Annotated in this window: 15 protein-coding genes and 2 tRNA genes; 13 read left to right on the plus strand and 4 right to left on the minus strand. The window is 72.5% G+C overall.

The window, feature by feature from the left end; genetic code table 11:
• Positions 1–29 precede the first annotated feature (29 nt).
• The 3 genes from rsfS (at position 30) to FHS34_RS02340 (ending at position 1,334) form a co-directional block, all read left to right on the plus strand.
• On the plus strand, positions 30–473 hold the full coding sequence (gene rsfS, locus FHS34_RS02330; RefSeq protein ID WP_184959931.1) for a ribosome silencing factor: 444 nt from the start codon (positions 30–32) through the stop codon (positions 471–473).
• Positions 473–1,141, plus strand: coding sequence for a histidine phosphatase family protein (locus FHS34_RS02335; RefSeq protein ID WP_184959933.1), 669 nt, complete (start codon positions 473–475; stop codon positions 1,139–1,141). The genes rsfS and FHS34_RS02335 overlap by 1 nt, the downstream gene beginning before the upstream one ends.
• 120 nt (positions 1,142–1,261) lie before the next feature.
• Positions 1,262–1,334: transfer RNA gene (locus tag FHS34_RS02340), tRNA-Ala, on the plus strand.
• 76 nt (positions 1,335–1,410) lie between these two features.
• On the opposite strand, the gene FHS34_RS02345 is transcribed toward FHS34_RS02340, so the two are convergent.
• Positions 1,411–2,277, minus strand: a complete 867-nt coding sequence (locus tag FHS34_RS02345; protein ID WP_184959935.1) for a helix-turn-helix transcriptional regulator — start codon at positions 2,275–2,277, stop codon at positions 1,411–1,413.
• 295 nt (positions 2,278–2,572) lie between these two features.
• On the opposite strand from FHS34_RS02345, the gene FHS34_RS02350 reads away from it, so the two are divergent.
• The 3 genes from FHS34_RS02350 to FHS34_RS02360 all read left to right on the plus strand — a co-directional run bounded on the left by FHS34_RS02350 (position 2,573) and on the right by FHS34_RS02360 (position 4,417).
• The gene (locus tag FHS34_RS02350; protein ID WP_263978379.1) at positions 2,573–3,937 is read left to right on the plus strand and encodes an MFS transporter; all 1,365 of its coding nucleotides are present in this window, start codon (positions 2,573–2,575) and stop codon (positions 3,935–3,937) included.
• A 69-nt stretch (positions 3,938–4,006) separates the two neighbouring features.
• On the plus strand, positions 4,007–4,180 hold the full coding sequence (locus FHS34_RS02355) for a hypothetical protein (RefSeq protein ID WP_014672673.1): 174 nt from the start codon (positions 4,007–4,009) through the stop codon (positions 4,178–4,180).
• Between the two features lie 3 nt (positions 4,181–4,183).
• Complete coding sequence (locus FHS34_RS02360) at positions 4,184–4,417, plus strand: hypothetical protein (RefSeq protein ID WP_030653820.1); 234 nt, start codon at positions 4,184–4,186, stop codon at positions 4,415–4,417.
• Here the strand turns inward: FHS34_RS02360 and FHS34_RS02365 are convergent.
• Positions 4,407–5,618, minus strand: coding sequence for a glycosyltransferase 87 family protein (locus FHS34_RS02365; RefSeq protein ID WP_184959939.1), 1,212 nt, complete (start codon positions 5,616–5,618; stop codon positions 4,407–4,409). The two genes, FHS34_RS02360 and FHS34_RS02365, sit on opposite strands and share 11 nt — an antisense overlap.
• 114 nt (positions 5,619–5,732) lie before the next feature.
• Here FHS34_RS02365 and FHS34_RS02370 point away from each other — a divergent pair.
• A tRNA-Ala gene (locus FHS34_RS02370) sits at positions 5,733–5,805 on the plus strand.
• Between the two features lie 118 nt (positions 5,806–5,923).
• Here the strand turns inward: FHS34_RS02370 and FHS34_RS02375 are convergent.
• The gene (locus FHS34_RS02375) at positions 5,924–7,534 is read right to left on the minus strand and encodes an NADH-quinone oxidoreductase subunit NuoF family protein (protein WP_184959941.1); all 1,611 of its coding nucleotides are present in this window, start codon (positions 7,532–7,534) and stop codon (positions 5,924–5,926) included.
• Positions 7,531–8,814 carry a cytochrome b/b6 domain-containing protein gene (locus FHS34_RS02380; protein ID WP_184959943.1) on the minus strand — a complete coding sequence of 428 codons (1,284 nt, stop codon included), beginning with the start codon at positions 8,812–8,814 and terminating at the stop codon, positions 7,531–7,533. Before FHS34_RS02380 ends, FHS34_RS02375 begins: the two co-directional genes overlap by 4 nt.
• Before the next feature lie 402 nt (positions 8,815–9,216).
• Here FHS34_RS02380 and leuS point away from each other — a divergent pair, with 402 nt between their 5' ends.
• The 6 genes from leuS to FHS34_RS02410 all read left to right on the plus strand — a co-directional run bounded on the left by leuS (position 9,217) and on the right by FHS34_RS02410 (position 19,130).
• On the plus strand, positions 9,217–12,090 hold the full coding sequence (gene leuS / locus FHS34_RS02385; protein WP_184959952.1) for a leucine--tRNA ligase: 2,874 nt from the start codon (positions 9,217–9,219) through the stop codon (positions 12,088–12,090).
• A gap of 141 nt (positions 12,091–12,231) precedes the next feature.
• Complete coding sequence (locus tag FHS34_RS02390) at positions 12,232–12,969, plus strand: hypothetical protein (RefSeq protein WP_184959954.1); 738 nt, start codon at positions 12,232–12,234, stop codon at positions 12,967–12,969.
• A gap of 72 nt (positions 12,970–13,041) precedes the next feature.
• Positions 13,042–13,887, plus strand: a complete 846-nt coding sequence (locus FHS34_RS02395) for a DegV family protein (protein ID WP_184959955.1) — start codon at positions 13,042–13,044, stop codon at positions 13,885–13,887.
• A gap of 150 nt (positions 13,888–14,037) precedes the next feature.
• Positions 14,038–15,267 (plus strand): ComEA family DNA-binding protein, encoded by a 1,230-nt coding sequence (locus tag FHS34_RS02400; protein ID WP_184959957.1) that lies wholly within the window; start codon positions 14,038–14,040, stop codon positions 15,265–15,267.
• Between the two features lie 77 nt (positions 15,268–15,344).
• Positions 15,345–17,918, plus strand: coding sequence for a ComEC/Rec2 family competence protein (locus FHS34_RS02405; RefSeq protein ID WP_184961300.1), 2,574 nt, complete (start codon positions 15,345–15,347; stop codon positions 17,916–17,918).
• Between the two features lie 363 nt (positions 17,919–18,281).
• Positions 18,282–19,130, plus strand: coding sequence for an arylamine N-acetyltransferase family protein (locus FHS34_RS02410; RefSeq protein ID WP_184959959.1), 849 nt, complete (start codon positions 18,282–18,284; stop codon positions 19,128–19,130).
• The last annotated feature ends 49 nt before the right edge of the window (positions 19,131–19,179 follow it).

Here is a 19,179-nt window from a genome sequence, read left to right on the forward strand (position 1 = left end):
TCAAAAGACCGCCGACGGAAAGCCATGTAGTGACCGCCACCGACCGTTCTCTTGAGCTCATCCACACCGCCGCCCAGGCGGCCGCCGACAAGCTCGCCCACGACGTCATCGCCTACGACGTGAGCGACGTGCTGTCGATCACGGACGCCTTCCTCCTCGCGTCCGCGCCGAACGACCGCCAGGTCAGGGCCATCGTCGACGAGATCGAGGAGCGCCTGCTGAAGGAACTCGGCGCCAAGCCGGTCCGCCGCGAGGGGGACCGTGAGTCCCGCTGGATCCTGCTGGACTACGTCGACATCGTCGTCCACGTCCAGCACAGCGAGGAGCGCGTCTTCTACGCCCTGGAGCGGCTGTGGAAGGACTGCCCCGAGCTGGACCTGCCCGCCGACGCCAAGGCCACCCGCGGCAAGGCCGCGGAGCACGCCGAGCTGCAGGCCGCCGAGGCCGACCAGGAGCCGGGCGGGGAGTGGTGATGAGCGCCACGGGTGAGGTGACCGACCGCAAGGGCCGGGGCCGCCGCATCATCCTGTGGCGGCACGGCCAGACCTCGTGGAACGTGGAGCGCCGCTTCCAGGGCAGCACGGACGTCGAGCTGACCGAGACGGGCATCGGCCAGGCCCGCCGCGCCGCCCGGCTGCTCGCCTCCCTGCGGCCCGACGCGATCGTCTCCTCGGACCTGCAGCGGGCCGCGAACACGGCCGCCGAACTGGCCGCCCTCACCGGCCTCGACGTCACCCACGAGGAACACCTGCGCGAGACGTACGCGGGTGTCTGGCAGGGGCTGACGCACGAGGAGATCATCGACCGCTACGGGGAGCAGTACGCCGCCTGGAAGCGGGGCGAGGCCGTCCGCCGCGGCGGCGGCGAACTGGAGACCGAGGTCGCCGACCGCGCCGCCCCCGTCGTGCTGCGGCACGCCGAGAAGCTGCCCGAGGACGGCACCCTGGTCGTCGTCAGCCACGGCGGCACCATCCGCACCACCATCGGCCGGCTCCTCGGCCTGGAGGCCGGGCACTGGGAGAGCCTCGGCGGCCTCTCCAACTGCTGCTGGTCCGTGCTCGGCCAAGGTGCCCGCGGCTGGCGCCTGCTGGAGCACAACGCGGGCACCCTCCCGGAGCCCGTCCTCGGCGACGACGACTGACCGTCCCGAGGAGCCCCGGCCCCGGATTTCACTTTCTGGCAGGTCACAGGCTAAAGTTCTTCTTGTTCGCCCCGCCGAGCGGGGCGAAACAAGACATGCGGCTCCGGTCGCATGACGCCAGGGGCTATAGCTCAGTTGGTAGAGCGCCTGCATGGCATGCAGGAGGTCAGGAGTTCAATTCTCCTTAGCTCCACTGATCGACACTCTATTGAGTTGTCAAAGATCGGTGATGAGGATCCCGTCCCCTCAGGGGGCGGGATTTTCTGTGTTCAACGGTGGTCGGTCCCGCTCAGGTACGAAGGCTCTCTTCGCTCCCGCAGCACCGCCAGCTTCGCCCGCGCCTCCTCGTCCGCCGGGTTGTAGACCACGATCCGGCACTCGGGCATCCCGTCGAGGGAGAGCGACTGCGAGGTCATCCGTATCTCGCCGACGCCGCCATGGCGGAACGTCTTCACCCGGGGGCCGGGAGGCGCCACGGTGCCACTCGCCCACAGCTCCGCGAACCAGGGGCTCGCCGCCGACAGCTCGCGTATGTACTCCTCCCAGGCCGGCTCGCCCACATGTCTGCCGTAGGACGACCGCAGGGTCGCCACCATCAGTGGCAGCTCCTTCTCCCGGTGCACCACCGGACAGGCTCCCTCCGGCAGCGTGAACACCGTCCACAGCACGTTCGGCAGGCCCGCCCGGATCTTCGGCAACAGGAACAGGTCTCGATACGCCGCGTTGGTGGCCAGGACGTCGTACCGCGAGTTGTAGACCACCGCCAGCAGCGGGTCCAGGGCGTCGACGATGCCCTGCACCTCCGCGCTGATCCGCCGGGTCAGACCCGCGGGGGCCGACTGGAAGGGCACCTCCGCCAGGCGGTACAGATGTTCCCGCTCCGGCGGGTCCAGCCGCAGTGTGCGCGCGACCGCGTCCAGCACCTGCGGCGAGGCGTTGATCGGCCGGCCCTGCTCCAGCCACGTGTACCAGGTCACGCCCACGCCCGAGAGCTGGGCGACCTCCTCCCGGCGCAGCCCCGGTGTGCGCCGCCGCAGACCCGGGGGCATCCCCACGTCGGCCGGTGTCACCCGCGCCCGCCGGTTGCGCAGAAAAGCGGCCAGCTCCGGCCTGCGCCGCTGTGTACTCGTCCTCATCGTCCGCCCCCCGTCATCCCCATCCTCCATCGTCGGCACACCGGCTCGTCGCTGCCAGGTGCTGGCAGTACCAGCATCGGCGGGCACTCGGCACCCGTACCGGCCCGTGGTCAGGCTCGACGCCATGACGACGACATCCCCGACCGGCCCGGACACCGAGCCCGTCCCGAACCTTGCGAAGAGTCAACCACCCGGCACTGACAGTGACTCCCCGGTCACCGGCCGAGCCGAAGCATCCAGCACGGACAGTGAAGCAGCCGCCACTGACAATCGGTCCCGGCTGCTGCTCGGGGTGCTGCTCGGCGCCCTGTTCATGGCGGCCCTGGACGTCTTCATCGTGAACGTCGCGGCGCCCACGATCGGTTCCGATCTGCGCGCCTCGGGCGCCGACCTGCAGCTGGTGGTCGCCGGTTACGCCATCACCTACTCCGTGCTGATGATCACCGGGGCCCGGCTCGGCGACCGGCTCGGGCACGGACGGGTCCATCTCGCCGGACTGGCCGTGTTCACCGCCGCCTCCCTCGCCTGCGGACTGGCGCGGGGTTCGACCGAGCTCATCGTGTTCCGGCTGGTGCAGGGCGCGGGATCGGCCCTGATGATCACGCAGGTGCTCAGCCTCATCCAGCGCATGTTCACCGGAGAGGCCCGGGCGCGGGCGCTCGGCGCCTACTCGGCGGTCCTGGCCGTCGGTGCGGCGGCCGGACAGGTCGTCGGTGGCGTGCTGGTCAGCGCCGACCTGTTCGGCACCGGCTGGCGGCCGGTGTTCCTGGTCAACGTGCCGGTGGGCGTCGTGCTGCTCCTGCTGGGCCGGCGCGTCCTGCCGCTGGGCGGCGCGGGCGGGCGGGAGCGGGCCCGGGCGCTCGACCTGCCCGGCCTGGTGCTGCTCGGCGCCTCCGTGTCGCTGCTGACGGTGCCGCTGGTGCTCGGCCAGGAGGAGGACTGGCCGCGGTGGTCCTGGCTGTCGCTGGCCGGAGCCGTGGCGCTGTTCGCCGTGTTCTGCGGCCACGAGGCCCGGCTGGCCCGGCGGGGCGGCGCCCCGCTCATCACGCCCCGGGTCCTGCGGCACCCCGGCGTCGGCGGGGCCGTGTTCCGGATCCTCGCCGCGATGTCCGTCAACGCCGGCTTCCTCTTCGCGCTGACCCTGCACGTCCAGGGCGGCCTCGGCTACAGCGCCCTGCGGGCCGGGCTGACCTTCGGACCGACCGCCGTCGTCTTCGGCGCGGTCAGCCTCACCTGGCGGAAGTGGCCGGCGGCCTGGCAGCGGGCCCTCGCCCCGGCCGGGTTCGCGCTCACCGCGGTGTCCGTCGCCGGCGTGGGACTCGCCTTCCACGGCGGCGGCGACGGGGGAGCGGTTCTGTACGCCGGGTTCGCGGGCACGGGCGCCGGGCTGGCGCTCGCCTTCAGCCCGACGCTCACCGGGGCGCTGGCCACCGTGCGGCCCGAGGACGCGGCGGACGCCAGCGGTCTGCTGGCGACGGTCGCGCAGCTCGGTCAGCTGATCGGTGTGGCGTCCTTCGGCACACTGTTCCTGAACCGGCTTGAGTCGTTCGGACCGCTGGGGCCGTATAGCTCCGCGGAGGCCTTCTCGGTATGCGCCTGGGCCCTGGCCGGAACGGCTGCGGTGGGAGCTGTGTCCGGACTGGTACTGAGGCGTCGCTGACCGTATTGGTCCGGTCGTGGCAGAATCAAACGGCCGGAAGGGGGCGCGGCCCGACGGGAGGGAGTAGCGATGCCTGCGAGCATCCTCGAGGAGGTCGGCCACCTCCTCGGTGCGGCGTTGATACGGGACACGACCACCCGGCTGAGCTGCCCTTCCTGCGGTTCCGCGCATGTGGCGCAAGTTCTCGGCGACAATGGCGGAATCTCCTACGTGTGCACGGCCTGCGGCCACAGCTGGAGCTGATCAATGGGTGCACACAGGCGGAAGTGCGACTGGTGCGGCAGCGGAACGCCGATCGTCCGTGACATGGAGCCGATCAATCCCGATTACCAGTACTGGTGCGAGGAATGCGCGCGGGCGCTGATCATAAAAGGCGACCCGATCGAGACGTACCGGGAACTGGAGGGCGAGCCGATCTACGGCCGGCTCCTGGAGGAGCACTGCACGCTCAAGCGGTTCTACCAGTTCGTCACGGCTTGACGCGGACCCTGTCCCGTCCGGGCCTCGGCAACGATGTCCGGGCCAGTGCGAGGAAAAGCGCGCCGGTCCCTCCGTAGGCGGCCGACAGCACCAAGTCCGCCCCGGTCAGGTGCAGTTCCGGTCGGCCGGTGCCGTGCGGCACCCACCAGGGGACGTACGAGCAGAAGACGAGCAGGGAGCCCAGGGCGGCCGCGCGGTGCCCGCGCGACCACAGCAGCACCACCAGTGGCACGCACCACACCCAGTGGTGGGTCCATGACACCGGACTGATCAGCAGGGTGGTGATCGCGCAGGCGCACACCGCCCAGGCCCGCCGCCCCCGCAACTCCGCCCGCACGGCCACCGCGAGGCCCGACACGGCCACCACGGCCGCGCAGACCGTCCAGAGGGCTCCCGGGTCGGGCGTGTGCAGAAGGCGGCCCAGGACGCCGCGCAGGGCCTGGTTGGCGGTGTCCTCCGGCTGCCCGACCCGGCTCGCGCGGAACACCATGTCCGTCCAGAACCGCCAGGAGTCGTACGGCAGGACGGCCGCCGCCAGCACGGTCGCCCCGGCGAACGCGACGGCCGCCCCGCGCGCGTGCCGCAGCCACGGCTGCCCGCCCCCGCCCCCGCGGCGGTCCACGATCCCCGTGGCCAGCAGGAACACCGGGAACAGTGCGGGGGTCAGCTTGACCGCCGTGGCCAGCCCGAGGCCCACCCCCGTCCAGCGGTCGTACCCCCCGGCGGGGCGGCGGGTCAGGTCCCACAGCACCAGGACGGCCAGCAGCAGGTTGATCTGGCCGTAGCGCACGGTCGTCCACACCGGCTCGCACCACACGGCCGATGCGGCGGTCCAGCAGACGGTCTCCACGTGCGCGTGGCCCACGAGCCGCAGCGACAGCCCCACGAGCATCACCAGGAGGGCGAGATTGCCGGCCGTCGCCACCGTGCGCAGGAGCGCGGGGTCCAGCAGGGGCAGCGGGGTGAACAGCAGGGCGGCGAACGGCGGGTAGGTGGTGGGCAGGTGTGCGGCCGTCGCGCGCAGGGCGTACAGGTCGCCGCCGGCGCGCACGGCGGCGCCCTCGGCCCGGTAGACCATCAGATCGATCATCGACACGTGCGCGGCCCGCTGAGCGGCCCAGAACGCCGTGAACGACACCAGGCACACCCCCAGGGCGAGCCTGGTCCGGCGGCGGGCTGGGGGCGACGCGATCATGGTCATGAAACCGACATTAGCGGCCGTATCGGAGCGAAGCCGAAACCGATTTGGTGCTACGCCCCCAGGCCTGTAATGTTTACGACGTCGCCAGGGAAACCGGGCGAAACAACAAAACAAGGGGCTATAGCTCAGTTGGTAGAGCGCCTGCATGGCATGCAGGAGGTCAGGAGTTCAATTCTCCTTAGCTCCACAGAAATCGAAGGCGGATCATCCGATGGATGGTCCGCCTTCGGCGTGTTGTGCAAGAAGTCACAGTGGTACGAGGGGGCGGGCCACCCGGCTCGGGTGGCCCGCCCCCTCGCGTCGGCTCAGCGGCCGAGTGCGCGCCGGCCACGCCCCTGGGAGAGCACCGGCAGATTGCGCGACGGCGCCTGCCCGCGCGTGTCCTCCTCCAGGCGCAGGGCGAGCGCCGGGCAGCGGCGCACCGCCCGCAGCGCCTTCGCCTCCGCGTAGCGCGGCACCTGTGCCTGGGCGACGGTCGGGAAGCCGTCGGCGCCGAGCTCGAACACCTCGGGAAGGATGTCCGCGCAGAGCCCGTGGCCCCGGCAGAGCGTCCAGTCGACGAAGATCTTCTGGCGGCTGGAGCCGGTCTCCTCGGGCTCCCCGCCGCCGGGGACGCCCGTGGGGGCCCTGCCCCCCTCGAAGAGCGGCAGAACGCCCTCCACGGGCCGCCCGCAGCCGTTTCCGAGGACATGGGCGGCCAGGTCGTCGGTGAACGCCTTGATGGTCGACTCCAGGAACATCGCCGAGCCGTCCGGGTGCGAACACGCCCCGCGCCGCTTGACGTTCTTCGCGACCTGCTTCAGCGCCTCCAGGGCGGCCGGTCCGCCGCCGTTCAGGATGTCCTCCATCCCGCGCGCGGCGGCGGGCAGTCCGAGGTAGCAGGGCCCGCACTGGCCGGCGCTCTCCTCGGCCAGCCACTGGGCCACCCGCAGCGACTCGCCGAGCGGGCAGGTCTCCTGAGTGATCGGCAGGATCGCGCCCGCGCCCAGCGCACCGCCCACCGCGTCCAGGGAGTTGCGGGAGACGATCGCCTCGTTGACCGTGGCCGCGTCGATCCACTTGCCGTGATAGCCGCCGGTCAGCACGCCCTGCGGCACCGGCGGGGCGCCGGCCAGCTGCAGCACGTAGCGCAGCGGCACGCCCGTGGGTACCTCGATCACCATCGGGCGGGCGACCGCGCCGGACACGGTGAGCATCACCGTGCCCGGCTCGTCGTACAGGCCCGTGTTGCCGTAGCGCTCGGGACCGATGCGGGCGGCGATGGCCAGCTGCGCGAACGTCTCCGCGTTCGACAGCAGCGTGGGCGCGCCGCCGACGCCGCTCTGCGAGGCGCTGATCTTGCGGCCGGGCGGGACCGCCGGGCCGCCGTCGACCGAGCGGATCAGCGAGGCGGCCGCGCCGGTGACCATGCGCACCGGATTGCGCTGCACCCACGCGCGCAGCGCCGATCTACGGCTGTTGCTCAGCCCGCGCTCGGCGAGCGCGGCCTCCATGGAGCGCTGCGTGGACTCCCGGGTGACGCCGATGACGAGCGTGCGCGCGCCGAGCGCCTCGGCGCACAGCAGCGCGCCGTCCAGGATGAGGTGCGGGGCACGGTTGATCAGCACCGTGTCCTTGCGGCACGCCGGTTCGTCCTCGCTGCCGTTGACCACGACGACCGGGCGCACCCCGCGCTTGATCGCCGACTCGGCGACCGAGCGCAGCTTCTTGTGGAAGGGGAAACCGGCACCACCGCGGCCCCTGAGGTTGATGCCTTCGGCGAGCTGGGCGAGCTGTTCGCCGCCCAGCGGGTCGAGCGGCCCGTGCACCTTCAGATGCATGGGCAGATCGAGCCGCTCCACAAGGTCGAAGCCCGACGTGAGCTGGGGAAGCCCGACCACGCGGACTTCGGGGACGTCGGGCAGGGCCTCGTTCACTTAAAGCCTCCGGAAGGCGTGTTCCAAGGTTCGCCCGAACCCGGCGCCTCGTAGGAGGAGCCGGGCAGCGTTTCGGTGGCGGGACCGCTGTTGTACGTGTCACTCGGGTTGTACGTGCCGTAGAAGCCGTTTGTCTCACCGGTGTCGTACACGTCACTTCCGCCGTATCCCGCGGCGCCCGGATTGCCGTAGGCCGGGATGTTGTATCCGGTGTCCTGCAGCGGGTCGTACGCGGACGGCGGTGCCTCGCCGACCGGCGGCGGGGACGGGACCGGCCAGCTGCCCGAGGTGCTGGAGGGGCCGTCCATGCGCGGGATGGCCTCCGTGGGCTGGAGATCCAGCGGCAGGTCCATGCGGGCCGTCTGGCCGGCCGCGAACGGCTGCTGCGGGCGGCCCGGCGTGGACACCGCGCGGTAGGCCGCCGCGAACCCGGTGGCGGGCTCGGGGGCCGGTGCGACCGGGGTCTGGTAGAGCGGGGAGGCCGCGGTGCCGGAGGGCGACGGCCTCGGCTCCCGGCGGCTTCCGTAGCCGGCCGACGCCGCGTCGGCCACCCGGGAGCGGCTCGCGTCCAGCTCGTCCAGCCCGGCCCGCTCCGAGCTGCCGAACAGGGCCACCAGCCGGTCGGCGACCCTGCGCTTGACCGGACGCGGCGCGGCGCGCAGCGCGAGGGCGCCCATCACGCCGAGCAGGGAGAGGCTGTAGAGGATCACGAAGACCGGCTTGGCCGAGCGACCCGCGTAGAGGCCGTGGACCAGCGCCGCGCACCAGGCCGGGTAAGCCAGCATGTGCATGGCTCGCCAGCGGGCGGCGACCGGGGCGGGGGTGGCGAAGTTGCTGCGCAGGGCGCCGGTGATGCCCACGAAGACCATCAGCAGGCCGGCCAGCGAGCCGAGTCCGATCAGGCCGCCGATCCCGGAGACGCCGAGCGAGAACGGGATGATCGCGGCGATCAGCTCGGTGTGCCCGAGCGCGATCTTGGTGGTGATGTGCAGCAGCAGGAACGCGATCGAGCCGACCGCGGTGGTGCGGTGCACCGCCTGGCCGATGATCCGCTGGCGTGTGTTCAGGAAGATCCGGTCCTGGGCGAACAGGCCCCAGATCACCGAGCAGCTCAGCGAGACGAGGGACAGCACGCCCGCGCCGAAGTTCAGGAACTCGCGGAACTGGCTGCCTCCGACCAGCACGACCACGGGTATGAGCAGCAGAACGACAGCGGACGCCACCCCATAGGCCGAGCGGCCGGGTTTGGGGAGCGAGCTGGTACTACGACGAGGGTTCATGGGGGCACTCCGAGCAGTTCCGGGAAAGCGGTCCCGCTGCCGAACTCTAAGTGGCGTCATACCGATCAGTACGAGGGTTTGCGTTATTGCGTTGTTATCAACGCACAATCTGATTGCCGGGGTGCCCCTTAGGGGGCGGTTCGCGAAGTAATTTTTGACCTTGGTTCACTTCCGGTGGGCGTGCCTGGCATGTCCACCACCCATACGGAAGAGCGTCGCGGCTTGCTCAAGGGCTGCGGTACCCTAACGCCATGCGTGCCGTACGCCTTCTGCTTAGCGGGCCGCGCTGATCAGTACCGACCTTCGGTCAGCCGTGAGGTCGGCATCGGCGCGGCGTCCCCTCCTGTGCGAGGGGCTTTTTCGTTTCCGCAGGCAGAGACGATCGATGGAGCTTTGAGGATCATGAGCGAGACGAACCCCGCCGTCACCGCCGAGGTGGCGGCGCCGCACCGCTACACGGCCGCCATGGCAGCCGAGGTCGAGGCACGCTGGCAGGACTTCTGGGACGCCGACGGCACGTACGCGGCCCCCAACCCCACGGGCGACCTGGCAGGCGACGACGCGCTGGCCGCGAAGCCCAAGAAGTTCATCATGGACATGTTCCCGTACCCCTCGGGTGCGGGCCTGCACGTCGGCCACCCCCTGGGTTACATCGCCACCGACGTCTACGCCCGGTTCCAGCGCATGACCGGCCACAACGTCCTGCACACCCTGGGCTTCGACGCCTTCGGCCTGCCCGCCGAGCAGTACGCCGTGCAGACCGGCACGCACCCGCGCGTGTCCACCGAGGCCAACATCGAGAACATGAAGGCACAGCTGCGCCGGCTGGGCCTGGGCCACGACAAGCGCCGGTCGTTCGCCACGATCGACCCGCAGTACTACAAGTGGACCCAGTGGATCTTCCTGCAGATCTTCAACTCCTGGTACGACCAGGAGGCGGGGAAGGCCCGCCCGATCGCCGAGCTGATCGCCCTGTTCGAGTCCGGTGAGCGTGCCGTTCCGGGCACCACGCGCGCGTGGAGCGAGCTGAGCGGTACCGAGCGCGCCGAGGTCCTGGGCGAGTACCGCCTGGCCTACGCCTCCGACGCGCCCGTCAACTGGTGCCCCGGCCTGGGCACCGTGCTGGCGAATGAGGAGGTCACCGCCGACGGCCGTTCCGAGCGCGGCAACTACCCGGTCTTCAAGGCCAAGCTGCGCCAGTGGAACATGCGCATCACCGCCTACGCCGACCGGCTGCTGGAGGACCTGGAGGGGCTGGACTGGCCCGAGGCCATCAAGCTGCAGCAGCGCAACTGGATCGGCCGCAGCGAGGGCGCCCGCGTCGACTTCCCGATCGACGGCGAGCGCATCACGGTCTTCACCACCCGCCCGGACACCCTGTTCGGCGCGACCTACATGGTGCTGGCGCCCGAGCACCCGCTGGTCGAGAAGTTCACCCCCGAGACGTGGCCCGAGGGCACGCACGAGGTGTGGACCGGCGGACACGCGACCCCGTCCGAGGCCGTCGCCGCCTACCGCGCGCAGGCCGCCTCGAAGTCCGACGTCGAGCGCCAGGCCGAGGCCAAGGACAAGACCGGCGTCTTCATCGGCGCGTACGCGACCAACCCGGTCAACGGCGAGCAGGTCCCGGTCTTCATCGCCGACTACGTCCTGATGGGCTACGGCACCGGCGCGATCATGGCCGTCCCGGCGGGCGACCAGCGCGACTTCGAGTTCGCGCGCGCCTTCGAGCTGCCGATCCACTGCATCGTCGAGCCGACCGACGGCCGCGGCACCGACACCTCGACGTGGGAGAACGCCTTCGGGTCGTACGACGCGAGGATCATCAACTCTTCCAACGACGAGATCTCCCTGGACGGCCTGGGCGTCGCCGAGGCCAAGGCCCGCATCACCGACTGGCTGGCGGACAAGGGCATCGGCGAGGGCACCGTCAACTTCCGGCTGCGCGACTGGCTGTTCAGCCGCCAGCGCTACTGGGGCGAGCCGTTCCCGATCGTCTACGACGAGGACGGCGTCGCCCACGCGCTGCCCGAGTCGATGCTGCCGCTGGAGCTGCCCGAGGTCGAGGACTACAGCCCGCGCACCTTCGACCCGGACGACGCCGACACCCAGCCCGAGACGCCGCTGTCGCGCAACGAGGAATGGGTCAACGTCACCCTGGACCTGGGCGACGGCCCGAAGAAGTACCGCCGCGAGACCAACACCATGCCCAACTGGGCCGGTTCCTGCTGGTACGAGTTCCGCTACCTGGACCCGCACAACGACCGGAAGCTGGTCGACCCGGAGATCGAGCGGTACTGGATGGGCCCGCGCGAGGGCCTGCCGCACGGTGGTGTCGACCTGTACGTCGGCGGCGCCGAGCACGCCGTGCTGCACCTGCTGTACGCGCGCTTCTGGTCCAAGGTGCTGTTCGACCTGGGCCACGTCTCCTCCGCGGAGCCGTTCCACAAGCTGTTCAACCAGGGCATGATCCAGGCCTACGTCTACCGCGACAGCCGTGGCATTGCGGTCCCGGCCGCCGAGGTGGAGGAGCGCGACGGCGCCTACTACCACCAGGGCGAGAAGGTCAGCCGCCTGCTGGGCAAGATGGGCAAGTCCCTGAAGAACGCGGTGACCCCGGACGAGATCGCCGCCGAGTACGGCGCCGACACGCTGCGTCTGTACGAGATGGCCATGGGCCCGCTGGACGTGTCCCGGCCGTGGGACACGCGCGCGGTGGTCGGCCAGTTCCGGCTGCTGCAGCGGCTGTGGCGCAACATCGTCGACGAGAACACCGGCGAGGTCACCGTCACCGACGCCGAGGCCGACGAGGAGACCCTGCGCGCCCTGCACAAGGCCATCGACGGCGTCCGCCAGGACCTGGAGGGCCTGCGCTTCAACACCGCCATCGCCAAGGTCACCGAGCTGAACAACCACCTGACCAAGGCCGGCGGCGCCGTGCCGCGGTCCGTGGCCGAGCCGCTGGTGCTGATGACCGCCCCGCTGGCCCCGCACGTCGCCGAGGAACTGTGGCGCAAGCTGGGCCACACCGACTCGGTCGTCCACCAGGACTTCCCGGTCGCCGACCCCGCCTACGTCGTCGACGAGACCGTGACCTGCGTCGTGCAGATCAAGGGCAAGGTCAAGGCACGGCTGGAGGTGCCGCCCACCATCTCCGAGGAAGAGCTGGAGAAGGTGGCACTGGCCGACGAGAAGGTCGTCGCGGCGCTGGACGGCGCGGGCATCCGCAAGGTGATCGTGCGGGCTCCCAAGCTGGTGAACATCGTTCCCGCGTGATCACCGGGTGCCGGGTGACACCGGCGTCGGGGTAGTCCCCTACGGGCAGGTTCGGGGTCCTCGCGGAACTCCGGGCCTGCCCGCTGCGTTTACCGTGGAAGAGCACGGCGGCTTGCGCCGTACGGTCGGAGGAGGAGCGTCATGGAAGTAGTGCTGACCGTGTTCGCCCTGCTCTTCCTGCTTTTCGTCGGCCTGGGCGCCTACGCCACCGTCAAGGCGGTCGGCGCCGCCAAGCGCGGGGTGGACCGGACCATCGCGCAGGCCCGCCGCACGGTCGAGGACCACACCCTGCGCGCCAAGTCCTTCACCCAGTTCGGGCCGGCCGGTGAGATCGCCCAGCTGCGGCTCACGCTGCGCACCTCTCTGCGCGCCACCCAGGACGCGCTGCACGCGGGCGTGACCGAGGACGAGTCGCTGAAGGAGTCCCTCGGCCTGTTCGAGCGGCTCAGCGTGCACGGACACGAGCTGGACGACGACCTCAAGCGTCTGGAGTCCGAGCCGGACCGGGCCACGCTCGCCGCCCGCCTGCCCGAACTCCGCGGCCGCACCGAGCGCATCACCGCCTCCGCCGACTCCCTGCGCTGGGCCGTCCGCGACCGGGCCCGCCGCTTCTCCGACGACGATCTGGACAGCCTCAGCGCCCAGATCGACATCGAAGCCGGCGCCCTGCGCCACTGGACACGGAGTGAGCCCGGCGAGGCGTCCCCGCAGTGGCCCGACGCGGCCGCCCCCGCCGACAGCCCTGCCGCCGGGCGGACCTGGCCGGGGACGGACGAGGCCCGCACCGCCCCGGAGCCCGCTGCCGGCGCGATCGACCCGCCTTCATGGCGCCCCGCCCACCCGTGGCAGAAGAAGCCCCGCCCCGAGAGCACCACCTGAGCGTGCCGCTCCGGGCCCGCACCACCGGGGCCGGGCTGCCGCGCGAGCGGTACGCCAGGTAACCTCCAGCTCATGTCCCGCCATGTCGCGATCGTCACCGATTCAACGGCCTACCTGCCGCCCCGGACGATGGAGCGTCATGGCATCACCGCGGTCCCGCTGACCGTGGTCCTCGGCGACCGGGCCCTCGAAGAGGGCACCGAGATCTCCACCCGCTCCCTGGCCCAGGCACTGCAGAAGCGGCGCCCGGTCACCACCTCCCGGCCCAGCCCTCAGGTCTTCGCGGAGACCTACCGCAGGGTCGCCGAGTCCGGCGCCACCGGAATCGTCTCCCTGCACCTGTCCGCCGAACTGTCCGGCACGTACGACGCGGCGGTCCTCGCGGCGCGCGAGGCACCGGTGCCCGTGCGGGTCGTGGACACCGGCATGGTCGCGATGGCGCTCGGCTTCTGCGCTCTCGCCGCCGCCGAGGCCGCGGAGGCGGGCGGCACGATCGACGAGGCCGTCACGGCCGCCGAGAAGCGGGCCGCCGGCACCTCCGCCTACTTCTACGTCGACACCCTCGACTATCTGCGCCGCGGTGGCCGTATCGGCGCCGCGCAGGCGCTGCTGGGTTCCGCGCTCGCCGTCAAACCGCTGCTCCAACTCGACGGCGGCCGCATCGAGCTGCTCGAAAAGGTCCGGACGGCGTCCCGGGCGATCGCGCGCATGGAGGAGCTCACCGCCGAGCGCGCTGGCGGTGCGGAGGTCGACATCGCCGTCCACCACCTGGCCGCCCCCGACCGTGCCGCGGCACTCGCCGACCGGCTGCGGGTACGCGTACCGGGCCTGAACGACCTGCACGTCAGCGAGGTCGGAGCGGTGATCGGCGCACACACCGGGCCCGGGCTGCTGGGCGCGGTCGTCTCACCTCGCTGACACCACGACTCCCGGTTCCGGCGGGCCACTTGGACGCCGGGGCCGGCCGGCTTCACCCGCGTGGGTGGCGGAGTTATCCACAACCGGGCGGTCGTCCACGGAAATTCATCAAGATCATCACTGTGCGGCGGAAACCCCCATCCTCGTCGCATGGCACTTCGATCTCGTTCGCGTACCGCGACTCCGACCAGCGGGCCCGGCCGTGGCCCCGCTTCCGACGGCCGCATCCGCCACCGCCGCCCCCTCGAACACCGCCGCACTTCCGAACACCGCCGCACCCACCGCCGCCCGCCCGCGCCCGCGGAGGAACTGCGCCGCCGGGCGGAACTCCTCTTCGGCGAACGGACCGCGCAGTGGCGCGAGTCGGGCAACGCGCCACCCGAGCCGGACGGACCCTCGCCCGCCTCGCCGTCGCCCTCGCCCTCGCCCGCCTCGCCCTCGCCCGCCTCGACGACGGCGACGGGGCCGGCCAGGGGGACGGCGCCCGGTCCGCGTCCGATGACGCCGGTCGCGGGTCCTGAACCGGATGATGTGGCGCAGCCGTCGCAGCTGTCGCAGCCGGAGGAACTGCGGGAGCCGGAGGGACTGCCGGAGCCGGAGTCGGAGGGGCGGGCGGGAGTCGGGGCCCCCGACTGGCGGGTGCGAGCCGGGCTGGCGCTGCGGGAGCGGATGCCGGTGTGGCTGCAGGCGCGGTACGCAGTGGAGCGGCGCGGAGTCGTGGCGCTCGCCGTGGTCCTGGTGGCCGCCGCCGTCCTCGCCGCGCAGCACTTCTGGACGGGCCGGCCCCAGTCCGTGAGCGCTCCTCAAGTGGTCCGGGCCCAAGCGCCCTTCGACAAGAAGGCCGAGGGACCCACGACCGGAGCGGCGATGACCGGAGCGGCGATGACCGGAGCGGCCGCGGCCGGAGCGGCCGCGGGCACGTCGGCGACACCCGGCGCGGAGATCGTCGTGGACGTCAGCGGCAAGGTCCGGAAACCCGGGATCCGGCGGCTGCCGGCCGGTGCCCGGGTGGCCGACGCCTTGCGCGCCGCGGGCGGGGTACGGCCGGGCGTGAGCACGGAAGGACTCAACCGCGCCCGCTTCCTGGTCGACGGCGAACAGGTTGTCGTCGGCCTCCCCACCGGCTCCGGCGCTCCTCCCGGCGCGGCGGCCGGACCGGTCTCCGGCCCCGCCGGCACGGGCCCGTCGACACCCGTCTCCCTCAACACGGCCACCGCGGACCAGCTCGACACCCTCCCCGGAGTCGGCCCGGTACTGGCCCAGCACATCCTCGACTACCGCGCCCAGCACGGCGGTTTCCGCTCCGTGGACGAACTGCGCGAGGTCAACGGAATCGGCGACCGCCGGTTCACCGATCTGCGCGATCTGGTACGGCCGTGAGCCGCGTCCTGGGCGAAGCCGCGCCGCGTGCCGAGCCCGAGCGGAGCGGGGCCGCGCACCCTGACCGGACCGTCCCCATGGACCTGCGACTGGTGCCGCCCGCGCTCGTCGCCTGGGGCACGGCGGCCGTGACCCTGGACGCGCCCGCGGCCTGGACCGCGGGAACCGCCGTCGCCTGCCTGGTCGGCGGGGTCCTGCTGCTCGTGGCGCGGAGACCGGGACGAGTCGCCTGGACCGATCGGATCGGGTGGGCGCACCACCCGTTCCGCTGGGCACGTGCCACCGTCGCCGGGGTGCTGCTCTGTACCGCGGCGGCAGCGGTCTCCGCCGGACTGCACGGGGCCGACGTGCGGCGCGGGCCGGTGCCCGAGCTGGCCCGGCGGTTCGCCACCGTGACCGCCGAGGTGGAGGTGAGCGGCGATCCCTGGCTGAGCAGGCCACGGGTGCGCGGCGATCACGCGGCGCCCACGGCGGTGCTGGTGCGGGCCGAGCTGCGGAGCGTGGAGGAGGCCGACGGGAGACGTGCCCGGACCCGGACGCCCGTGCTGATGATCGTCGACGCGGATGTACCGGCACCCGAAGCGAGTGCCGAGGAAGACCGGCGGCCCGGGGCGCGGTCGGCCGACGGCGCGCGGCGGAGGCCGGGTGGGCGGGACGCCTGGCTCGGGCTGCTGCCGTCCACGCGGCTGAGGGTCGGCGGGCGGCTGGCGCCCGCGCTGACGGGCGGTGACCGGACGGCGGCCGTGCTGCGGGTGCGGCGCCGCCCGGGTCCCCGCATCGTGGGTGGGCCGAGCGGGCCGCAACGGCTGGCGGGGCGGCTCAGGGCCGGTCTGCGGGAGGCGACCGAGGACCTGCCGGAAGACGCCCGGGCGCTGCTTCCCGGGCTGGTCGTCGGGGACACCTCGCGGATCACTCCCGAGCTGGACCACGCTTTCGAGGAGACGGACCTCGCGCACACGCTCGCCGTCTCCGGCAGCAACCTCACCGTCCTGCTCGCGCTGCTCATCGGGCCACCCGGCCTGGCCCAACGGACCGAACGCCGTGGCCTGGCCCCGCGCCTGGGGCTCTCACTGCGGGCGACGGCCCTGCTCGCGGGGGCGCTGACGCTGGGCTTCGTGGTCGTCTGCCGGCCCGATCCCAGTGTGCTGCGGGCCGCGGTCTGTGGCGCGGTCGCGCTGCTCGCCCTGGCCACCGGCCGCCGCAGATCCCTGATCCCGGCGCTGGCCACGGCCGTCCTGCTGCTGGTGCTGTACGACCCGTGGCTGGCCCGCAGCTACGGCTTCCTGCTCTCGGTGCTGGCCACCGGAGCGCTGCTGGTGCTGGCGCCCGGCTGGAGCGAGGCGTTGCGGCGGCGCCGGGTGCCCCCGCGGCTGGCCGAGGCACTGGCGGCGGCCGCCGCCGCGCAGGCCGTGTGCGCGCCGGTCGTGGCGGTGCTGTCGGCCCGGGTGAGCCTGGTGGCGGTGCCGTGCAACCTGCTGGCCGAGATGGCGGTGGCACCGGCCACGGTGCTGGGCTTCGCGGCGCTCGCGGCAGCGCCGGCCGCGATGCCGGTGGCCAGGGGGCTGGCCTGGTGCGCGAGTTGGCCGGCCGGCTGGATCGCCGGGGTCGCCCGGACCGGGGCGGCGCTGCCCGGCGCGGGGGTGGACTGGCCGGGGAGCTGGGCGGGGGCGCTGGCGCTCGCGGCGGTCACCGTGGCCGTCGTCCTGGCCGGGCGGAGGCTGCTGCGGTACCCGGGGTGGTGCGCGTTGCTCGGAGTGCTGGTCGTGCTGCTGGTGACGCGGCCGGTACCGCTGACCCGGGTGATCACGGGCTGGCCGCCGCCGGGCTGGCGGTTCGCGATGTGCGATGTCGGGCAGGGCGACGCGACCGTGATTGCGGCGGGCGAGGGAGCCGGTGTGGTCGTGGACGCCGGACCCGACCCGGCGCTGGTCGACGACTGCCTGCGGCGGCTGGGCGTCACCCGCGTCCCCCTTCTCATCCTCACCCACTTCCACGCGGACCATGTGGCGGGGCTCCCGGGCGTCCTGCGGGGCCGCTCGGTGGCCGCGATCGAGACCACGGGATTCGCGGAACCGGCGGACCAGGCGGAGTTCGTCCGAAGACAGGCGGCCGAGCGGCACATCCCGGTCACGACGGCCGTCGCGGGAGAGGAACGGCGCACGGGACCGCTCAGCTGGCGCGTTCTGTGGCCACCGCCGCAGGGCCCGCGGCCGGGGGTGCCCTCCGCCATCCCGGTGCCGTCGGCCCGGCCGGGTGTCTTCTTCGAGCCGGAAGACCCGAACGACGCCAGCGTGGCGCTGCTCGTGCGTACGGGCGGGCTGCGGCTGCTGCTGCTCGGAGATCTCGAACCGCCGGCCCAGCAGGCGTTGCTGCGCTCCCCGCCGGCGGCCGACCTGGCCGGAGTCGACGTCCTGAAGGTGGCCCACCACGGCTCGGCCTACCAGGACCCGCGACTGATGCGCCTCGCGGCACCCCGGGTGGCGCTCGTGTCCGTCGGCGCCGGCAACTCCTATGGCCACCCGGCACCGGCGACCGTGGCCGCCCTGCGGACCGGCGGAGCCGTCGTCCTGCGCACCGACCGGGACGGCGCGCTGGCGGTCACCGGGACCGGAGGGAGGACCGGAGAGATACAGGTGACGAGCGAGAACTAGAGAGGAGCCGACGAGGACCGAACCGGACCGGAAGAGCGCCGGAGAGAACCGAAGCGTGTGGAGAGGAGGGCGAGCGGAGAGGAGCCGAGCGGCATTCAAGCGGTCGGAGCGGGACCGGCGACGACCGAAGCGGTCGGAGCGGGACCGGCGACGACCGAAGCGGGCGGAGCGGAACCGGCGACGACCGCAGCGGGCGGAGCGGGGCCGGCCACGACCGAAGCGGTCGGAGCGGGGCCGGCCACGACCGCAGCGGTCCCGCGGCGAGGCCCGAAGCGGGCGGAGGGGAGCGAGGAGGACTGCGGGCGGGAGAGGAATGTCGGCATGAGCCCACACCTGCCGCGGGCATCGGGCGAGACTGGGCTCATGACATCAGCACAGGTCGACGCCTATCTCCGCCGACTCGGCAGTGCCCGCCCGGAGCAGCCCACCAGCGAGGCGCTGCGCGAGCTGCACCTGCGCCATCTGCTCACCGTCCCCTTCGAGAACCTGTCCATCCACCTCGGCGAGGAGATCACGCTGGAGGAGAAGCGGCTGCTGGACAAGGTGACCGCGGACCGGCGCGGCGGCTTCTGCTACGAACTGAACGGCGCCTTCGGGACGTTGCTGGCCGCACTCGGTTACGAGGTGGAACTGCTCGCGGGACGTGTCTACGACGACGAGGGGCGGCCCGGGATCCCCTACGACCATCTCGCGCTGCGGGTACGGACGGCGGACGGGGACACCTGGCTCGCCGATGTCGGGTTCGGGGCGCACAGCCACTACCCGCTGGCCTACGCGGAACGCGGGGCGCAGGACGACCCCGGCGGCACGTTCCGGGTGGTGGAGGCCGGGCCGGACCCGGCCGGGGTGCACGGCGGTGACGCGCCGGGCGCCGGGGATCTGGACGTCGTGCGGGACGGCACGCCGCAGTACCGGCTGGAGACACGGACCCGGGTGCTCGGGGACTTCGTGGCCGGCGCGTGGTGGCACAGCACTTCGCCGCTGTCGCACTTCACCCGGTCGCTGGTGTGCTCCCGGGTCACCGACGACGGCGGGCGGATCACGCTCAGCGGGCGGAAGCTGAAGACGACCGCCCCGGACGGCACGCGCGAGAAGCGGGAGCTGGAGACGGACGAGGAGGTGCTGACGGTCTACCGGAACTGCTTCGGGATCGAGTTGGACGGGGTGCCGACCGTGCGAAACCCCGACCTGAGCGACTCGGCCGATTCCTAGGCCGGGGTCGGCCTCGCCCGGCCTGGGCGTGGGCCTCGGGCCCACGCGG

The organism is Streptomyces echinatus (genome assembly GCF_014203595.1).
In the GTDB taxonomy this organism is placed as follows: domain Bacteria; phylum Actinomycetota; class Actinomycetes; order Streptomycetales; family Streptomycetaceae; genus Streptomyces; species Streptomyces echinatus.

Coding starts and splice junctions, on each gene's coding strand:
- FHS34_RS02365 (WP_184959939.1), bottom strand. CDS start 5,618: ATGACCATGATCGCGTCGCCCCCAGCCCGCCGCCGGACCAGGCTCGCC.
- FHS34_RS02390 (WP_184959954.1), top strand. CDS start 12,232: ATGGAAGTAGTGCTGACCGTGTTCGCCCTGCTCTTCCTGCTTTTCGTC.
- FHS34_RS02345 (WP_184959935.1), bottom strand. CDS start 2,277: ATGAGGACGAGTACACAGCGGCGCAGGCCGGAGCTGGCCGCTTTTCTG.
- leuS (WP_184959952.1), top strand. CDS start 9,217: ATGAGCGAGACGAACCCCGCCGTCACCGCCGAGGTGGCGGCGCCGCAC.
- FHS34_RS02380 (WP_184959943.1), bottom strand. CDS start 8,814: ATGAACCCTCGTCGTAGTACCAGCTCGCTCCCCAAACCCGGCCGCTCG.
- FHS34_RS02360 (WP_030653820.1), top strand. CDS start 4,184: ATGGGTGCACACAGGCGGAAGTGCGACTGGTGCGGCAGCGGAACGCCG.
- FHS34_RS02335 (WP_184959933.1), top strand. CDS start 473: ATGAGCGCCACGGGTGAGGTGACCGACCGCAAGGGCCGGGGCCGCCGC.
- FHS34_RS02355 (WP_014672673.1), top strand. CDS start 4,007: ATGCCTGCGAGCATCCTCGAGGAGGTCGGCCACCTCCTCGGTGCGGCG.
- FHS34_RS02410 (WP_184959959.1), top strand. CDS start 18,282: ATGACATCAGCACAGGTCGACGCCTATCTCCGCCGACTCGGCAGTGCC.
- FHS34_RS02400 (WP_184959957.1), top strand. CDS start 14,038: ATGGCACTTCGATCTCGTTCGCGTACCGCGACTCCGACCAGCGGGCCC.
- FHS34_RS02395 (WP_184959955.1), top strand. CDS start 13,042: ATGTCCCGCCATGTCGCGATCGTCACCGATTCAACGGCCTACCTGCCG.
- FHS34_RS02405 (WP_184961300.1), top strand. CDS start 15,345: ATGGACCTGCGACTGGTGCCGCCCGCGCTCGTCGCCTGGGGCACGGCG.